Genomic DNA, 12976 nt, shown 5'->3' with positions numbered 1-12976 from the left:
GGGTATATACGGATGGCCCCCAGGTGATTCAACTCGGGGACTATTTCAACTTGTGTCGTCTGCCTGTACTACGAGCGCCCCAGGTCGCTCTCGAAGAGTAGACGGGTCAGCCGGGCGATGCGTTCCCCGTGCCGGCTGGCCAGTGCATCGCGCAGCTGGTTGGCCAGCGTGGCCTGGTCGCGGCGCACGCTGGGCGGCAGTTCCTGGTTGTCGCGCACGGCATGGGGGACGAGGCGGGTCAGGCGCAGGAAGGCTTTTTCGCTGAGCACCGCCTGGTCCAATGCTTCGTAACGAATGGTTGCCTCGAAGCGCAGGTAGCCTTCTTCGGCCAACCACAGCAGCGCGCCCAGACAGCTCTGGTGGCGGGTGCTGGGCAGGCCGAATTCGTCGGGCTCTTCCCGGCCGATCAGGTCCTCGACGTAGAGGGCGATCTTGCGCGGGAAGGCCTGGTAGAGCGTCAGCAGGCCGCCGGCTGCGTCCTTGTAGAAGTCGTCGATCTGCAGATCCATCAGTTCACTGGCGATGATTTATTGGCGATAGCTTTTCAGGAAGTTGCCGATACGTCCGATGGCCTGTTCCAGGTCATCGAGTCGAGGCAGGGTAACGACCCTGAAGTGATCCGGCCAGGGCCAGTTGAAGGCGGTGCCCTGAACGATGAGCAACTTCTCGGAAAGCAGCAGGTCGAGGACGAACTTCTCGTCGTTGTGGATCGGGCAGACCTTCGGGTCGATGCGCGGGAAGGCGTAGAGCGCGCCCATGGGCTTCACGCAACTGACGCCGGGAATGTCGTTGAGCAGCTCCCACGCGCGGTTGCGCTGCTCCAGCAGGCGGCCGCCCGGCAGCACCAGGTCGTTGATGCTCTGGTAGCCGCCCAGCGCTGTCTGGATGGCGTGCTGGCTCGGCACGTTGGCGCACAGGCGCATGTTGGCGAGGATATCCAGGCCCTCGATATAGCTCTGTGCCTTGTGCTTGGGGCCTGAAATGGCGATCCAGCCGGAGCGGAAGCCCGCCACGCGGTAGGACTTGGACAGGCCGTTGAAGGTCAGGCAGAGCACGTCCGGCGCCAGCGACGCGGTGGAGATGTGCTGGGCCTCGTCGTAGAGGATCTTGTCGTAGATCTCGTCGGAGAAGATCACCAGGTTGTGCTGGCGCGCCAGCTCGACGATGTCCAGCAGCACTTCCTTCGAGTAGACCGCGCCGGTGGGGTTGTTCGGGTTGATCAGCACCAGCGCCTTGGTATTGCTGGTGATCTTCGCCTTCATGTCGGCGACGTCGGGGAACCAGCCGGCCTGCTCGTCGCACAGGTAATGCACCGGCTTGCCGCCGGAGAGGGCGACCGAGGCGGTCCACAGCGGATAGTCGGGCGCCGGAATCAGCACCTCGTCACCGTTGTTGAGCAGCGCCTGCAGGGCCATGACGATCAGCTCGGATACGCCGTTGCCCAGGTAGATGTCCTCGATGCCGACGCCTTCCACCTGCTTCTGCTGGTAGTACTGCATTACTGCCTTGCGCGCGCTGAACAGGCCCTTGGAGTCGCTGTAGCCCTGGGCGGTGGGCAGGTTGCGGATGACGTCCTGGAGGATTTCGTCCGGCGCCTCGAAACCGAACGGCGCCGGGTTGCCGATGTTCAGCTTGAGGATGCGATGGCCTTCCTCTTCCAGGCGTTTGGCGTGCTTGAGCACGGGCCCGCGAATGTCGTAGCAGACGTTGGCGAGCTTGTTCGATTTGGTGACCTGCATGATCTGGGATTCCGAAATAGTCCGCGGCCGGCGACTTGGCAGGCTGTAACGCGGGTGACAGACTGGCGTCAAATGATGGGTTCGGAAGTGCTTTTCCCTGGTATCGACCCTGAAAATCGACAGGAAAACAGTGGATTTCTCGAAAAAGTAGAGTTTTTAAGGCTTTTCTATCGCGAGAATGTCTCTGTGCGGCAGATTCTGAACCTGACGTTAACCACGCGCATCATACGTGCGGCCCGATTCCCGGAAAAGGAGGCATCGGGCATTTTTTCCATTAATGGAGGCAGATCGATGGAAAAGCTGGAAAAGCCCCTGGATTCCTGGCGTGACGAACTCACCGACGAGCAGTTCCATGTCTGCCGTCTGGGCGGCACCGAGCGCGCCTTCACCGGCGAATACCACGACACCAAGACACCCGGTATCTACCACTGCGTGTGCTGCGGCACCGCGCTGTTCGATTCCGACGCCAAGTACGACTCCGGCAGCGGCTGGCCGAGCTATTTCCAGCCGGTCAATGGCGAGGTGGTCAAGGAGTTGGAAGACTTCAGCCATGGCATGCACCGCATCGAAGTACGCTGCGGCAAGTGCGATTCGCACCTGGGCCACGTCTTCCCCGACGGCCCGCGGCCGACCGGGCTGCGCTACTGCATCAATTCGGCGTCGTTGAAGTTGGTGCCTAAAGAGTGACCTCAAGGCCCGCCACCGAGCGGGCCTTTTGGCTTTTTGTAGGAGCGAGCTTGCTCGCGAACGAACTTTCCGGCGGCAACCGAACTGGACGGGTTCGCGAGCAAGCTCGCTCCTGCAGGGTGATGAAGGGGCATTCAGTGGGTGATTAGTGATCAATTGAATTGCACACAATTTAATTGATCACTATTCTTCAATCTCCCACTTTTCCGGAGCCATGTCCGATGAGCGATGCACTGCTGAACATTCCCGTGACTACCATCAAGGGCGAACAGAAGACCCTCGCCGATTTCGGCGGCAAGGCGTTGCTGGTGGTGAATACCGCCAGCCAGTGCGGCTTCACTCCGCAGTACAAGGGGCTGGAGAAGCTCTGGCGGCAGTACAAGGACAGGGGCCTGGTGGTACTCGGTTTCCCCTGCAACCAGTTCGGCAAGCAGGAGCCCGGTAACGAAGGGGAAATCACCCAGTTCTGCGAGTTGAATTTCGGCGTGAGCTTCCCGCTGTTCAAGAAGATCGACGTCAACGGCGCCGAGGCCCACCCGCTTTATGTGCAACTGAAGAAGCGCGCGCCGGGCCTGCTGGGCAGCCAGGGCATCAAGTGGAACTTCACCAAGTTCCTCATCGGCCAGGATGGCAAGGTGATCAAGCGCTTTGCCCCGACCACCAAGCCCGAGCAACTGTCCGCCGAGATCGAAGCGCTGCTGTGATGAAAGATGCTGTATCCCTGCCGGCCGAACTGCAGCTGGACAACCAGCTGTGCTTCCGCCTGTACGCCGTGTCCCGCGCGGTGATCCGTGGCTACCGGCCGATGCTAGAAGCGCTCGGCCTGACCTACCCGCAGTACCTGGCCATGCTGGTGCTCTGGGAGTGGCAGGCCGAGCCGCCGGAGCAGCCTTCGGTGAAGGCCCTGGGCGAGCGGTTGATGCTGGACTCCGGCACCCTTACGCCGCTGCTCAAGCGTCTGGAGCAATTGGGCCTGGTGCAGCGCCGTCGCGCGCAGCATGACGAGCGTGAGGTGCACCTGGGCCTGACGGCGGAGGGGGCGGCATTGCGCGAGAAGGTGCTGCCGCTGCGGGAGGAACTGCTGTGTCGCAGTGGTATCGACCTGAGCGTCACCGATGGCCTGCGCGAGCAGTTGGACGGCCTGCTGCGGCAATTGACCCAGCTGGACGCCTGAGTCAGCCGCGCGACCGGGGACCGGCCCAGCGTTCGAGGATGGCGGCCAGCTCGTCGCGGTGGAAAGGCTTGGCGAGGTAATCGTCCATGCCGGCGGCGCGACAGCGTTCGCGCTCGTCCGGCAGGGCATTGGCGGTCAGGGCGATCACCGGCAGGCTCGGCCAGCGGCCGCTCTCGCGGATCTCGCGGGTGGCTTGGTAGCCGTCCATCACCGGCATGTTGCAGTCCATCAGCACCAGGTCGAATTCGGCGCTGGCGAGCTGCTGCAACGCCTCCTCGCCATTGTTGGCGATGCCCACCTGGCACCCCAGTTTCTGCAACAGCCCGCGCGCGACCAGTTGGTTGACCGGGTTGTCCTCCACCAGCAGCACGCGGGCGGAGAATTGCTCCAGTGCCGCAGTGCCCGGCGCTTTTGCCGTGGGTAGAGGCTGGTGCTCGAAAGCCTGTTTCAGTGCCTGGTAGAGCACGGCGCGCGACAGCGGGCGCGCCAGCTGCCGCAAGGGCGCCAGGCGCTGGGCCATCTCGGGCTCGAGGAAGTTGCCATAGGCCGTCACCAGCAACACCGGCTTGGTGACGTTCTGGCGCAGGCCGATCAGGCAGTCCGGGCAATCCGAGAGCAGCGCGTCCAGCTCCACTCCGGCCAGGCTGGCGTCGATGTCCAGGCGCTGGTAGTCCACGCCCCATGCCGGCAGCCAGCTCTGCAGCAGCGCGGCCAGCCCGCTGCTGGCGGCGCACTGCACGATCAGCTTGCCGTTCAGTTGCGCCAGCGGTTGTGCGGGTTCCAGCGTCGTCAGGGGCAGGGTGACGGCGAACTCGCTGCCCAGGCCCGGTTCGGAGGTGACGCTCAGCTCGCCTTGCATGGCCTCACAGAGCTTGCGCGTCAGCGCCAGGCCCAGCCCGGTGCCGCCATACTGGCGGGCGATGCCGGCGTCGGCCTGGGTGAAGGGCTGGAAGATCTTCTGCAGGGCCTCGGGCGCCACGCCGATGCCGGTGTCGCGGACGCTGATGCGCACGCCATGGTCCAGAGGATCGACGCGGACATCCACACGGCCGAAGCGGGTGAACTTGAGGGCATTGGACAGCAGGTTGCTGATCACCTGGCGCACCCGGGTCGGGTCGCCGGAAAGCTGGGCCGGCAGCTGCGGGCTGATCAGACAGGTGAGTTCCACGGCGGGACCGGCGTTCTGCGACAGCAGGCTGGCGGTGTCTTCCACGAGGGTACCGAGGTCGAAGGGGATCTGCTCCAGCTCCAGTTGGCCGGCCTCGAACTTGGAGAGGTCGAGTACGTCGTTGAGCAGGTCCACCAGCACCTTGCCCGAATCATGGGCGATGGACAGCTGCTGGCGCTGCTCGGCGGTGAGCGGGCCGTCCAGCGCCAGGCCGAGCATGCCCAGCAGGCCGTTGAGCGGCGTGCGGATCTCGTGGCTCATGTTGGCCAGGAAGCTGCCACGTGCCTGGGCCATGGCCAGGGCGTTCTGCCGGGCCTGCTCCAGTTCCTGGTTGGACAGGGTCAGGCGCGCGTTGGCTGCCTTCAATTCGGCGGTGCGCGCGGCGACGATGCTTTCCAGTTCTTCCAGATACTGGGTCAGGCGGTCCTCCGCCTCGCGGCGCTGTTCCATCTCCACCGAGATGCGGTTGAGCTGGCGATTGGTGACCTCCACCAGCACACCGATCTCGTCGCGCTCATGGCCTCGCGGGCAGGGCAGTCGCAGGCGGGAGGGCGAGCGCGGGTCGTGGCGGGACAGGGCTTCGATCAGGCTCACCAGGGGCTTGGTCAGCAGCGCGTAGAAGAGCACCAGCAGGATCAGTGAGAGCATCAGGCTGCGGATGAAGCCGGAAATGAAGGTCATCCCGGCGCGGCGCAGGAAGTCGTTGCCGAAGACGAAGGTGTCGATCTCCAGGCGCAGCACGCCGAGCGATTCTGCTGGGGCATGCTCGACGAACAGCGGTTCCTCGTAGGTGCGCTGCTGGCCGAAGAGGAAATCGCTCAGGCCTCGCAGGTGGCTTTCCGCCGGTGGTCGGTCGGCGCTGGCCAGGGGCACGCCGGCGTTATCGATGATCTCGGCGCGGATCACCGCAGGCGAGCGCAGCAGTCCCACGACCAGTTCCTGGGCCAGTTCGGCGTCGATGTTGTAGGCGATGCGGGCGGCGGGGTTGTGGCTGACGTCCAGCAGGGCGCGCACTTCGCGGTTGATGGAGGCGTCCTGGCTGGCATAATCGACGCCTACCTGGATGAGGCTCAGCAAGGTGCCCAGGATGAACGCCACCAGCACCGTCAGGCTGGCCTGCTTGAACGAGAGGCGATGAGTGAGCGCAATATCCATGGTTGCGGAGCGTCGCCTCGCAGAAGCTTTCCTGCGGCGTAGCATAGCCCATCGGAACCGTCTGTCGGGATAGCCCGAAGGCGAAGAAATTCCCGGTTCTCAACCCGTAGAGCCGCGTCGAAGAATATGGAGACCCGCGTGGATTCTCGTCTGAACGATTTTCTCGCCCGCGCCGAAGCGCTGATGGTGCGCCTGGAGCCTTTGCTGCCCGCCGTCCGCGAAACGCTGGACTGGCAGCACAGCCTGGCGGCGCGCTGGCATCGCGACGGCCGCAGCGGTTACCTGCAACCGCTCAAGGTCAGCCTCGACCTGCGCCTGGACGACCTGCTGGGCGTCGACCGGCAGCGCGAGCAACTGGCGCGCAACACCCGGCAGTTCGTTGCGGGCCAACCGGCCAACCATGCGTTGCTGTGGGGCGCCCGAGGCACCGGCAAGTCCTCGCTGGTCCGCGCGCTGCTGGCGGAGCTGGCCGGCGAAGGACTGCGCCTGATCGAGATCGAGCGCGACCACCTCGCCGACCTGCCGCGCGTGGTCGAGCAGATCCAGGGGCTGCCGCAGCGCTTCGTGCTGTTCTGCGACGACCTCTCGTTCGACGCCGGCGAAGGCGATTTCCGCGTCCTCAAGAGCGTGCTCGACGGCTCGCTGGAGCAGGCGCCGGACAACCTGCTGCTCTACGCCACGTCCAACCGTCGCCATCTGGTCTCGGAGAAGCAGAGCGACAACGAGAACTGGAAGATGGTCGATGGCGAGTTGCACCCCAACGAAGCCGTCGAAGACAAGATCGCCCTGTCCGACCGTTTCGGCCTGTGGCTGTCCTTCTATCCCTTCACCCAGGAGCACTTCCTCAGCGTGGTGCGTCACTGGGTCGAGGTGCTCGCGCAGAAGTCCGGGCTCGCTGCCTGGACCTGGGACGAGGCGCTGGAGAAGGAAGCCATCCGCTGGGCGCTCGGGCGCGGCAACCGTAATGGCCGCTGTGCCTATCAATTCGCCCGCTACTGGGTGGGCAGACAATTGCTGGAAGGAGAGACCCCATGATCGATCTGCAACAGGCCGGTGCCGGCCTTGGCGGCTACGCGCTGCTGGCCGCCCAGGCGGAGTCGCTGTTTGCCGACGAGCGCGATTTCATCGCCAACGCCTCGCAGTTTTCCGCGTTCCTGTTCAACGAGTTGGCGGACCTGAACTGGGCCGGCTTCTACCTGAACCGCAATGAAGAGCTGGTGCTCGGCCCGTTCCAGGGCAAGGTCGCCTGCGCGCGCATTCCCTTCAGCAAGGGCGTGTGTGGCGCCGCGGCGCGCACCCGGGAGACCCAGCGTGTCGAAGATGTGCACGCATTCCCCGGCCACATCGCCTGTGACAGCGCCTCCAACAGCGAGCTGGTGGTGCCGCTGGTGAAGGACGGCCGCCTGATCGGCGTGCTGGATCTGGACAGCCCGAAGGTTGGCCGATTCAGTGAGGAGGACCAGGCAGGTATCGAACGCCTGGTGGAGATTTTCCTGCGCCTCTCCGACTGCTGATCCGCGCCCATGAAAAAGCCCCGCCTAGGCGGGGCTTTTTCGTTCATGCAGGAAGATCAGCGCTTGGCCATGATCTTGGCGATGATCTGCAGCTCGCCCTGGACGATTTCGGCGAGGGCAGGGCGGGCCAGGGTACGCTCGAAATGCGCTGCCAGCTTCGGCCAGCGTTGGGCGTCCAGTTCTTCCTCGCCGTGGCGCAGGTTTACCAACTGGCAGGCGATGGCGATGTCGGCGAGGCTGAAACGGTCGTCGACGAACCATTGCTGCTGGCCCAGGCACTTCTCCAGGTAGTCGAAGTGTTCGGGGAGCTTCTCCTGCATGGCGCCTTTGACCGCCACTTCATCGCAGACCTTGCCCATCAGCGGCTTGAGCAGGCGGTTGCGGAACACGGTGAAGGTGGTCAGCGGCGCCAGCTCGTAGTCGGCGTACTTCTCCAGCCAGTTGATCCGTGCGCGGGACTCGGCGCCTGTGCCGCACAGCGGGTCGCGCTGCGGGTCACGGTCTTCCAGGTAATGGCAGATGACGCTGGAGTCGGCGAGGGTGAAGTCACCATCGCGGATCGCCGGTACGCGACGCAGCGGGTTGAGTTCGCGGTACCAGTCCGGCTGGTTGAACGGGTTGATGTTCTCCAGTTGGTAATCGAAGCCTTTCTCGGCCGCGAACAGGCGGACTTTGCGAACGAAGGGGGACAGTGGGGCGCCGAAGACGACGAGGCTCATGCAAGGCTCCTGGGGCGAAGGTGGCCGGGTTGGTGATTCGACGACGGATCAGTCGTAAAGGTTCTTCTTCTTCCAGATATCGTCTTCGTCCAGCGCCTTGAGGCCGTCGCCGAGTTCGCTCTGTTCATCCACGGCGGGCTGGGAGGTTTCCAGTACCAGAGCGTTGGCGTGGGCCAGCTGGGCTTCCATCTGCTTGAGCTGCGCCTGGTAGCGGCCGATCTCCGGTTGCTTCTGCAGGTACTGTGCGCCGCGCTCGAAGGCCAGGCGTGCCTGCCGCGGTTGGCCCTGCTGGAGCGCCTGCTGGCCGAGGTTGCCGAAGAACTCTATATGGAGGAGGGTGAGCAGGTGGCGGATTTCCTTCACCCATTTCTGCGCTTCCACCCGAGGCAGCATGTTGTCCTGGGCGCAGCGGGTAAGCTGGGCATGCAGCGCTTCGAAGAGGAAGCGCACGTCCTTGGCCTTGGCCTCGGTGAGGATCGGTTGTGGCGCATTCTTGACCGGAATGGACTCGCCCTTGGCCACCAGGCCGCGCAGCTCTTCAATTCGCTGCCTGAGCGCAGCGTTCTGCTTGTCGACGGCCAGCAGGCGTTCGCTGAGGCTCAGTTCGAAGCCGCTGAGCAGCAGCTTCAGTGCCGGCGACATGAATTGGCCGGGCAGGGATTCGGAAACATCGGCGCAGCGCCGGCAGCGGTCGGCCAGATCGGCCTTCAGGCGCGCCTGCTCCAGCTTGCGGTTTTCCACCAGATGGTTGATGTAGCCGATAGCGACCAGCAGGGCGATACCGACGAGAACCAGGACCGTAATGACGATTGGCGACACCGTGGAGTGCTCCGGATGTTTTCCGCGAGTGTAATGTCTTAGTGATACTGCTGATAGCGGCAGCTCGGTTTTTACCCAGAAGTCTTTGATTTAAAAATAATTTCTCTGAAGGGTTGACGACCCTTCAAAGCCTCCCTAGAATGCGCGCCACTTCGACGCGAAACGCAGAATTTGCCGCAGCGACGAAGTCGGAAAGATGTTAAGTTCCGGGCCGCGTCCCCTTCGTCTAGTGGCCTAGGACACCGCCCTTTCACGGCGGTAACAGGGGTTCGAGTCCCCTAGGGGACGCCATTGCGGGAATAGCTCAGTTGGTAGAGCACGACCTTGCCAAGGTCGGGGTCGCGAGTTCGAGTCTCGTTTCCCGCTCCAGATTCTCGATCATTGCCTCTGGCAGTGACCGAAAGATGAAATGGCGTTACCCTTCGGCGAAAGCTGAAGGTTGCAACAAGTTGATGCGGGAATAGCTCAGTTGGTAGAGCACGACCTTGCCAAGGTCGGGGTCGCGAGTTCGAGTCTCGTTTCCCGCTCCAAATCGGAACGCCGCCTCTCTAGGCGGCGTTTTCGTTAACCTGAGGCGCAAGCTGAAGGTTACTGCAAGTTGATGCGGGAATAGCTCAGTTGGTAGAGCACGACCTTGCCAAGGTCGGGGTCGCGAGTTCGAGTCTCGTTTCCCGCTCCAGAATCGAAACGCCGCCCTTCGGGGCGGCGTTTTCGTTTGTGCGATGAAAATCTTACCGCCGCCGCGCACCATCCTCTACGGGCCGAATTCCGGCTGCCATCCTTGGCCTCTCTTCTGCATTCATTGCTCCGCCGTGGGCTTGGGGCTTCCCCGCTATCTACCGGCAAATCCGCTCTGGCGCCTGTATTGAGGAAAATTCCGACGCAGCCCTGAGGGGATTCTCGTTTGTCGCCTCAGACAGGTACCCGAGAATGCCAGCGCTCGATCGTTGTGCGATGGAGCGGGGCTCGTTCGTGCCGCCTGTCGGCGGCGGGGATGGAGATTGTGGGGCGCTCAGGTGAGGTGGTCATGCGGATGTGGGAGTCAATGGATCGCCCCGAGTCTGGCCGCCATGGGCGTCAATCGAGCGCGGGCGGAGGCGGTGTCCTGTCGGTATTCGATTTCGACGGCACCTTGACCCGCCATGACAGCTTCCTGCCGTTCCTCTGGTTCGCCTTCGGTACGCTCGGATTCGTCCGACGCCTGTCCGCCATGCTGCTGCCGAGCCTGGCTTTCCTCTTGCGCCGGATCAGCCGCGATGAGCTAAAGGCGCGCCTCCTCGCGGTTTTTCTCGGAGGTATCGACGCGCAATGGCTTGCCGTCCGTGCGCAAGCCTACTGCCGGTTCGTCTGGGGCTACCTGCTGCGGCCGGAAGGGTTGCGCGGCGTGGCCGCAGAACTGGCGTCCGGGGCCGAAGTGACGCTTTGCTCGGCGTCCCCTGCGCTGGTGCTGCGACCTTTCGCCGAGCGCCTGGGCGTGGGGCTGATCGGCACCGAACTGGAGGTGATCGATGGCCGTATCACCGGCCGCATCGCCGGCGGCAATTGCCGCGCCGAGAACAAGGTGCTGCGCCTGCAGGCCGAGTACGGCCCCCTGACGGCTTACCGGCTGCGCGCCTGGGGCGACACCCAGGGCGACCATGCGCTGCTGCGCGCCGCACAGGACCCGCATTGGCGGGCCTTCCATCCGCGCTGGCGGCGAAAGATCGGCGCAGACCGGCCCGCCACCTGATCCGAAGGGTGGCCGGATCGATCCGGCCGACATTTCATTATCGAGAGTCGCAATCGTGGAACAGACACATATTGGTTTCCCCCCGTTGACCGTGGCGGTCTTTGTCGGGCTTGCCCTGGCGGCCCTTCTGCTGGACATGGTGAGCCACCGCGACAACAAGCCCATCTCCCTGGCGGGGGCGGCGGGCTGGTCAATCTTCTGGGTCGCCATTTCCCTGAGCTTCGCCGGGTTCCTTTACGTCCAGCATGGTTCCCAGGTGGCCAGTCTGTTCCTTACCGGCTATGCGCTGGAAAAGGTGCTGAGCGTCGACAATCTGTTCGTCTTCATCGCCATCTTCGCCTGGTTCAAGGTGCCGGATGGCCTGCGCCACCGCGTTCTGTACTGGGGAATCATCGGCGCCATCGTGTTCCGCGCCATCTTCGTGGCCATCGGTACGGGGCTGTTGGCGTTCGGTCCGTGGGTGGAGATCGTCTTTGCCGCGATCGTCGCCTGGACCGGCGTGATGATGCTCAGGGGTGGCGGCGACGATGACGGCGAGGAGGACTATTCCCGGCACCTGGCCTATCGCTTCGCCAGCAAGCTGTTCCCGGTCTGGCCGAAGCTGCTGGGCGGGCGTTTCTTCGTGGCGCGCAAGCAGCTCGAGGTGGAAGTGTGCAAGCCGGAGCACAAGGGCCTCAGCCTGGCCGCCAAGGGTGCGCTGTTTGCCACGCCACTGTTCCTCTGCCTGGTGGTGGTCGAGGTGTCGGACGTGCTGTTCGCCTTCGACTCGGTTCCGGCAGTGATCGCAGTGAGCCGCGAGCCGCTGATCGTCTACTCGGCCATGCTGTTCGCCATCCTCGGGCTGCGCACGCTGTATTTCGTGCTTGAAGCGCTCAAGCGCTACCTCGTGCACCTGGAGAAGTCGGTGGTGGTGCTGCTGTTCTTCATTGCCGCCAAGCTGGGGCTGAATGCCACGGACTCCCTGCTCCATCACGGCTACAGCATCGATGCCAACACCAGCCTGGTGGTCGTGCTGGCGGTTCTGGCGGTGGGGATTGTGGCGAGCCTGCTGTTCCCGCAGAAGGAGGAGGTCGAGGGGGAAGCTTCCGAACGCTGATCCTGCCCGGCATGAAAAAAGCCCGCGAATGCGGGCTTTTCTCGTTGTGCCGGCTCAGGCTGCTGCTGGCTCCTCGCGGGGGACGAACAGGCGGCGGGTGGCCAGCAGGTGGATGATGAAGCCGATCAGCGCGGCCCCCAGCAGGCCCACGCCCAGGCGGGTGAACATGCCGCCGGTGTCGGAGAGGTCCTGGAGGCGGTCCAGGCGGTCGAAGTGCGCCGGGTCGGCGTTGGCGTAGGCGATCTGCAGCACGGTACCTTCGGGGTACTTGTCGGCGTTGCTACCGGCCACGTCGAAGCGGCCGATGTAGGGCTGGCCCTTCACTTCGAACTGGTAGGTGAAGTGGTACATCTCCTTGGTGCGCCCGCGACGGCCGCGCTCCTCGGTGACTTCGTCCAGCACCAGCGGCGCGCTGACCACGGAATGGTCGGCGAGGATGCGTTTTGCGCGCAGGTGGTCGCCGATGGCGGTAAGGCACATCACCACGACGAAGCCGATGGAGAAAAGGGTGCAGATGATGCTGGAGACGCGGCGGACCTTGTCGTGGGCCCCTTGCGAGATCTTGAAGCTGAGCATGACGTTCCCTGCCTTTGTTTGAATAAGTAACAAAAGGCTACGGGCGGGGCGCCCCGGGTGTCCTTGTCAGTTTGTCGACCGCGCGCGGCGGGCGCTGGACAGAATGTCCGTGGCGCGGCGGCAGTCGCCGCGCCAGGCGGGGATCAGTGCTTGGGCGAGTCGTCCGGCAGGGCCAGTACCTGCTTCTCGCGGTTCCAGTCGAAGGGTTCGCCGTTTTCTTCTGCTTCGAAGCGGCGCTCGTCGAGCTGCTGGTACATCTGCAGTTCTTCGTCGGGCATGAAATGCAGGCAGTCGCCGCCGAAGAACCACAGCAGGTCGCGCGGCACCAGGTGGGCGATCTGCGGGTAACGGTGGAAGACCTGGCTGATCAGGTCCTGGCCCAGGTATTGGGCGCCTTCGGGGTCGCGCGGCAATTCCAGCATCAGTTCGTCGAAACGTTCCAGGAACAGGCCGTGGTTGTCCTCGGGAACCTGCTCGGCTTCGCCCAGCGCGCCGAGGATCATGCGCAGGTGGTTGAGCAGGGCAATGTGGTGGTCGAGATAGGCGCTGGCCATGGGAGTTCCTCTGGAGCTGTATTCAAACGGCTGCGGAGTATATCGG

General features: G+C 63.8%; 14 protein-coding genes and 4 tRNA genes. 11 read left to right on the top strand and 7 right to left on the bottom strand.

From position 1 onward, the window contains the following. Positions 1 to 68 precede the first annotated feature (68 nt). The gene (locus PNI01S_RS02085; protein WP_037014223.1) at positions 69 to 509 is read right to left on the bottom strand and encodes a hypothetical protein; all 441 of its coding nucleotides are present in this window, start codon (positions 507 to 509) and stop codon (positions 69 to 71) included. Positions 510 to 527: 18 nt separating this feature from the next. Further along, on the bottom strand, positions 528 to 1739 hold the full coding sequence (locus tag PNI01S_RS02080) for a pyridoxal phosphate-dependent aminotransferase (RefSeq protein WP_024766955.1): 1212 nt from the start codon (positions 1737 to 1739) through the stop codon (positions 528 to 530). A gap of 291 nt (positions 1740 to 2030) precedes the next feature. Here PNI01S_RS02080 and msrB point away from each other — a divergent pair, with 291 nt between their 5' ends. The 3 genes from msrB (at position 2031) to PNI01S_RS02065 (ending at position 3600) form a co-directional block, all read left to right on the top strand. Then, a complete protein-coding gene (msrB, locus tag PNI01S_RS02075; protein WP_037014221.1) occupies positions 2031 to 2426 on the top strand; it encodes a peptide-methionine (R)-S-oxide reductase MsrB in 396 nt (131 codons plus the stop codon). A 221-nt stretch (positions 2427 to 2647) separates the two neighbouring features. After that, entirely contained in the window at positions 2648 to 3130 is a 483-nt protein-coding gene (locus tag PNI01S_RS02070) for a glutathione peroxidase (protein ID WP_084357340.1), read from the top strand. Next, positions 3130 to 3600, top strand: coding sequence for a MarR family winged helix-turn-helix transcriptional regulator (locus PNI01S_RS02065; protein WP_037014219.1), 471 nt, complete (start codon positions 3130 to 3132; stop codon positions 3598 to 3600). Before PNI01S_RS02070 ends, PNI01S_RS02065 begins: the two co-directional genes overlap by 1 nt. A 1-nt stretch (position 3601) precedes the next feature. On the opposite strand, the gene PNI01S_RS02060 is transcribed toward PNI01S_RS02065, so the two are convergent. After that, positions 3602 to 5968 carry an ATP-binding protein gene (locus tag PNI01S_RS02060; protein ID WP_084357339.1) on the bottom strand — a complete coding sequence of 789 codons (2367 nt, stop codon included), beginning with the start codon at positions 5966 to 5968 and terminating at the stop codon, positions 3602 to 3604. A gap of 93 nt (positions 5969 to 6061) precedes the next feature. On the opposite strand from PNI01S_RS02060, the gene PNI01S_RS02055 reads away from it, so the two are divergent. After that, positions 6062 to 6958 (top strand): ATP-binding protein, encoded by an 897-nt coding sequence (locus PNI01S_RS02055; RefSeq protein ID WP_084357593.1) that lies wholly within the window; start codon positions 6062 to 6064, stop codon positions 6956 to 6958. Continuing rightward, a complete protein-coding gene (gene msrC / locus PNI01S_RS02050) occupies positions 6955 to 7437 on the top strand; it encodes a free L-methionine (R)-S-oxide reductase MsrC (protein ID WP_084357338.1) in 483 nt (160 codons plus the stop codon). Before PNI01S_RS02055 ends, msrC begins: the two co-directional genes overlap by 4 nt. Before the next feature lie 56 nt (positions 7438 to 7493). Here the strand turns inward: msrC and PNI01S_RS02045 are convergent, their stop codons facing one another. After that, complete coding sequence (locus PNI01S_RS02045) at positions 7494 to 8156, bottom strand: glutathione S-transferase family protein (RefSeq protein WP_084357337.1); 663 nt, start codon at positions 8154 to 8156, stop codon at positions 7494 to 7496. A 48-nt stretch (positions 8157 to 8204) separates the two neighbouring features. Continuing rightward, on the bottom strand, positions 8205 to 8975 hold the full coding sequence (locus PNI01S_RS02040) for a hypothetical protein (protein WP_024766963.1): 771 nt from the start codon (positions 8973 to 8975) through the stop codon (positions 8205 to 8207). A gap of 215 nt (positions 8976 to 9190) precedes the next feature. On the opposite strand from PNI01S_RS02040, the gene PNI01S_RS02035 reads away from it, so the two are divergent. The 6 genes from PNI01S_RS02035 to PNI01S_RS02010 all read left to right on the top strand — a co-directional run bounded on the left by PNI01S_RS02035 (position 9191) and on the right by PNI01S_RS02010 (position 11800). Continuing rightward, positions 9191 to 9266, top strand: a tRNA-Glu gene (locus tag PNI01S_RS02035). Positions 9267 to 9268: 2 nt separating this feature from the next. Then, positions 9269 to 9344 (top strand) — tRNA-Gly (locus PNI01S_RS02030). A gap of 85 nt (positions 9345 to 9429) precedes the next feature. Continuing rightward, positions 9430 to 9505 (top strand) — tRNA-Gly (locus PNI01S_RS02025). 73 nt (positions 9506 to 9578) lie between these two features. Further along, positions 9579 to 9654, top strand: a tRNA-Gly gene (locus PNI01S_RS02020). Positions 9655 to 10020: 366 nt separating this feature from the next. Then, positions 10021 to 10704 (top strand): HAD-IB family phosphatase, encoded by a 684-nt coding sequence (locus PNI01S_RS02015; RefSeq protein WP_256576506.1) that lies wholly within the window; start codon positions 10021 to 10023, stop codon positions 10702 to 10704. A gap of 55 nt (positions 10705 to 10759) precedes the next feature. Further along, the gene (locus PNI01S_RS02010) at positions 10760 to 11800 is read left to right on the top strand and encodes a TerC/Alx family metal homeostasis membrane protein (RefSeq protein WP_084357335.1); all 1041 of its coding nucleotides are present in this window, start codon (positions 10760 to 10762) and stop codon (positions 11798 to 11800) included. Positions 11801 to 11854: 54 nt separating this feature from the next. Here PNI01S_RS02010 and PNI01S_RS02005 read toward each other — a convergent pair whose 3' ends face one another. Both PNI01S_RS02005 and PNI01S_RS02000 read right to left on the bottom strand, forming a co-directional pair. After that, positions 11855 to 12376, bottom strand: coding sequence for a DUF3592 domain-containing protein (locus PNI01S_RS02005; protein WP_065085072.1), 522 nt, complete (start codon positions 12374 to 12376; stop codon positions 11855 to 11857). Between the two features lie 143 nt (positions 12377 to 12519). After that, positions 12520 to 12930 (bottom strand): PA2817 family protein, encoded by a 411-nt coding sequence (locus PNI01S_RS02000; protein WP_024763871.1) that lies wholly within the window; start codon positions 12928 to 12930, stop codon positions 12520 to 12522. Positions 12931 to 12976 lie beyond the last annotated feature (46 nt).

It is taken from the genome of Pseudomonas nitroreducens NBRC 12694 (assembly GCF_002091755.1).
GTDB classification, from domain to species: domain Bacteria; phylum Pseudomonadota; class Gammaproteobacteria; order Pseudomonadales; family Pseudomonadaceae; genus Pseudomonas; species Pseudomonas nitroreducens.
The sequence above is the reverse complement of the archived record's forward strand: the minus strand, read 5'-3'. Positions and strand labels throughout refer to the sequence as shown.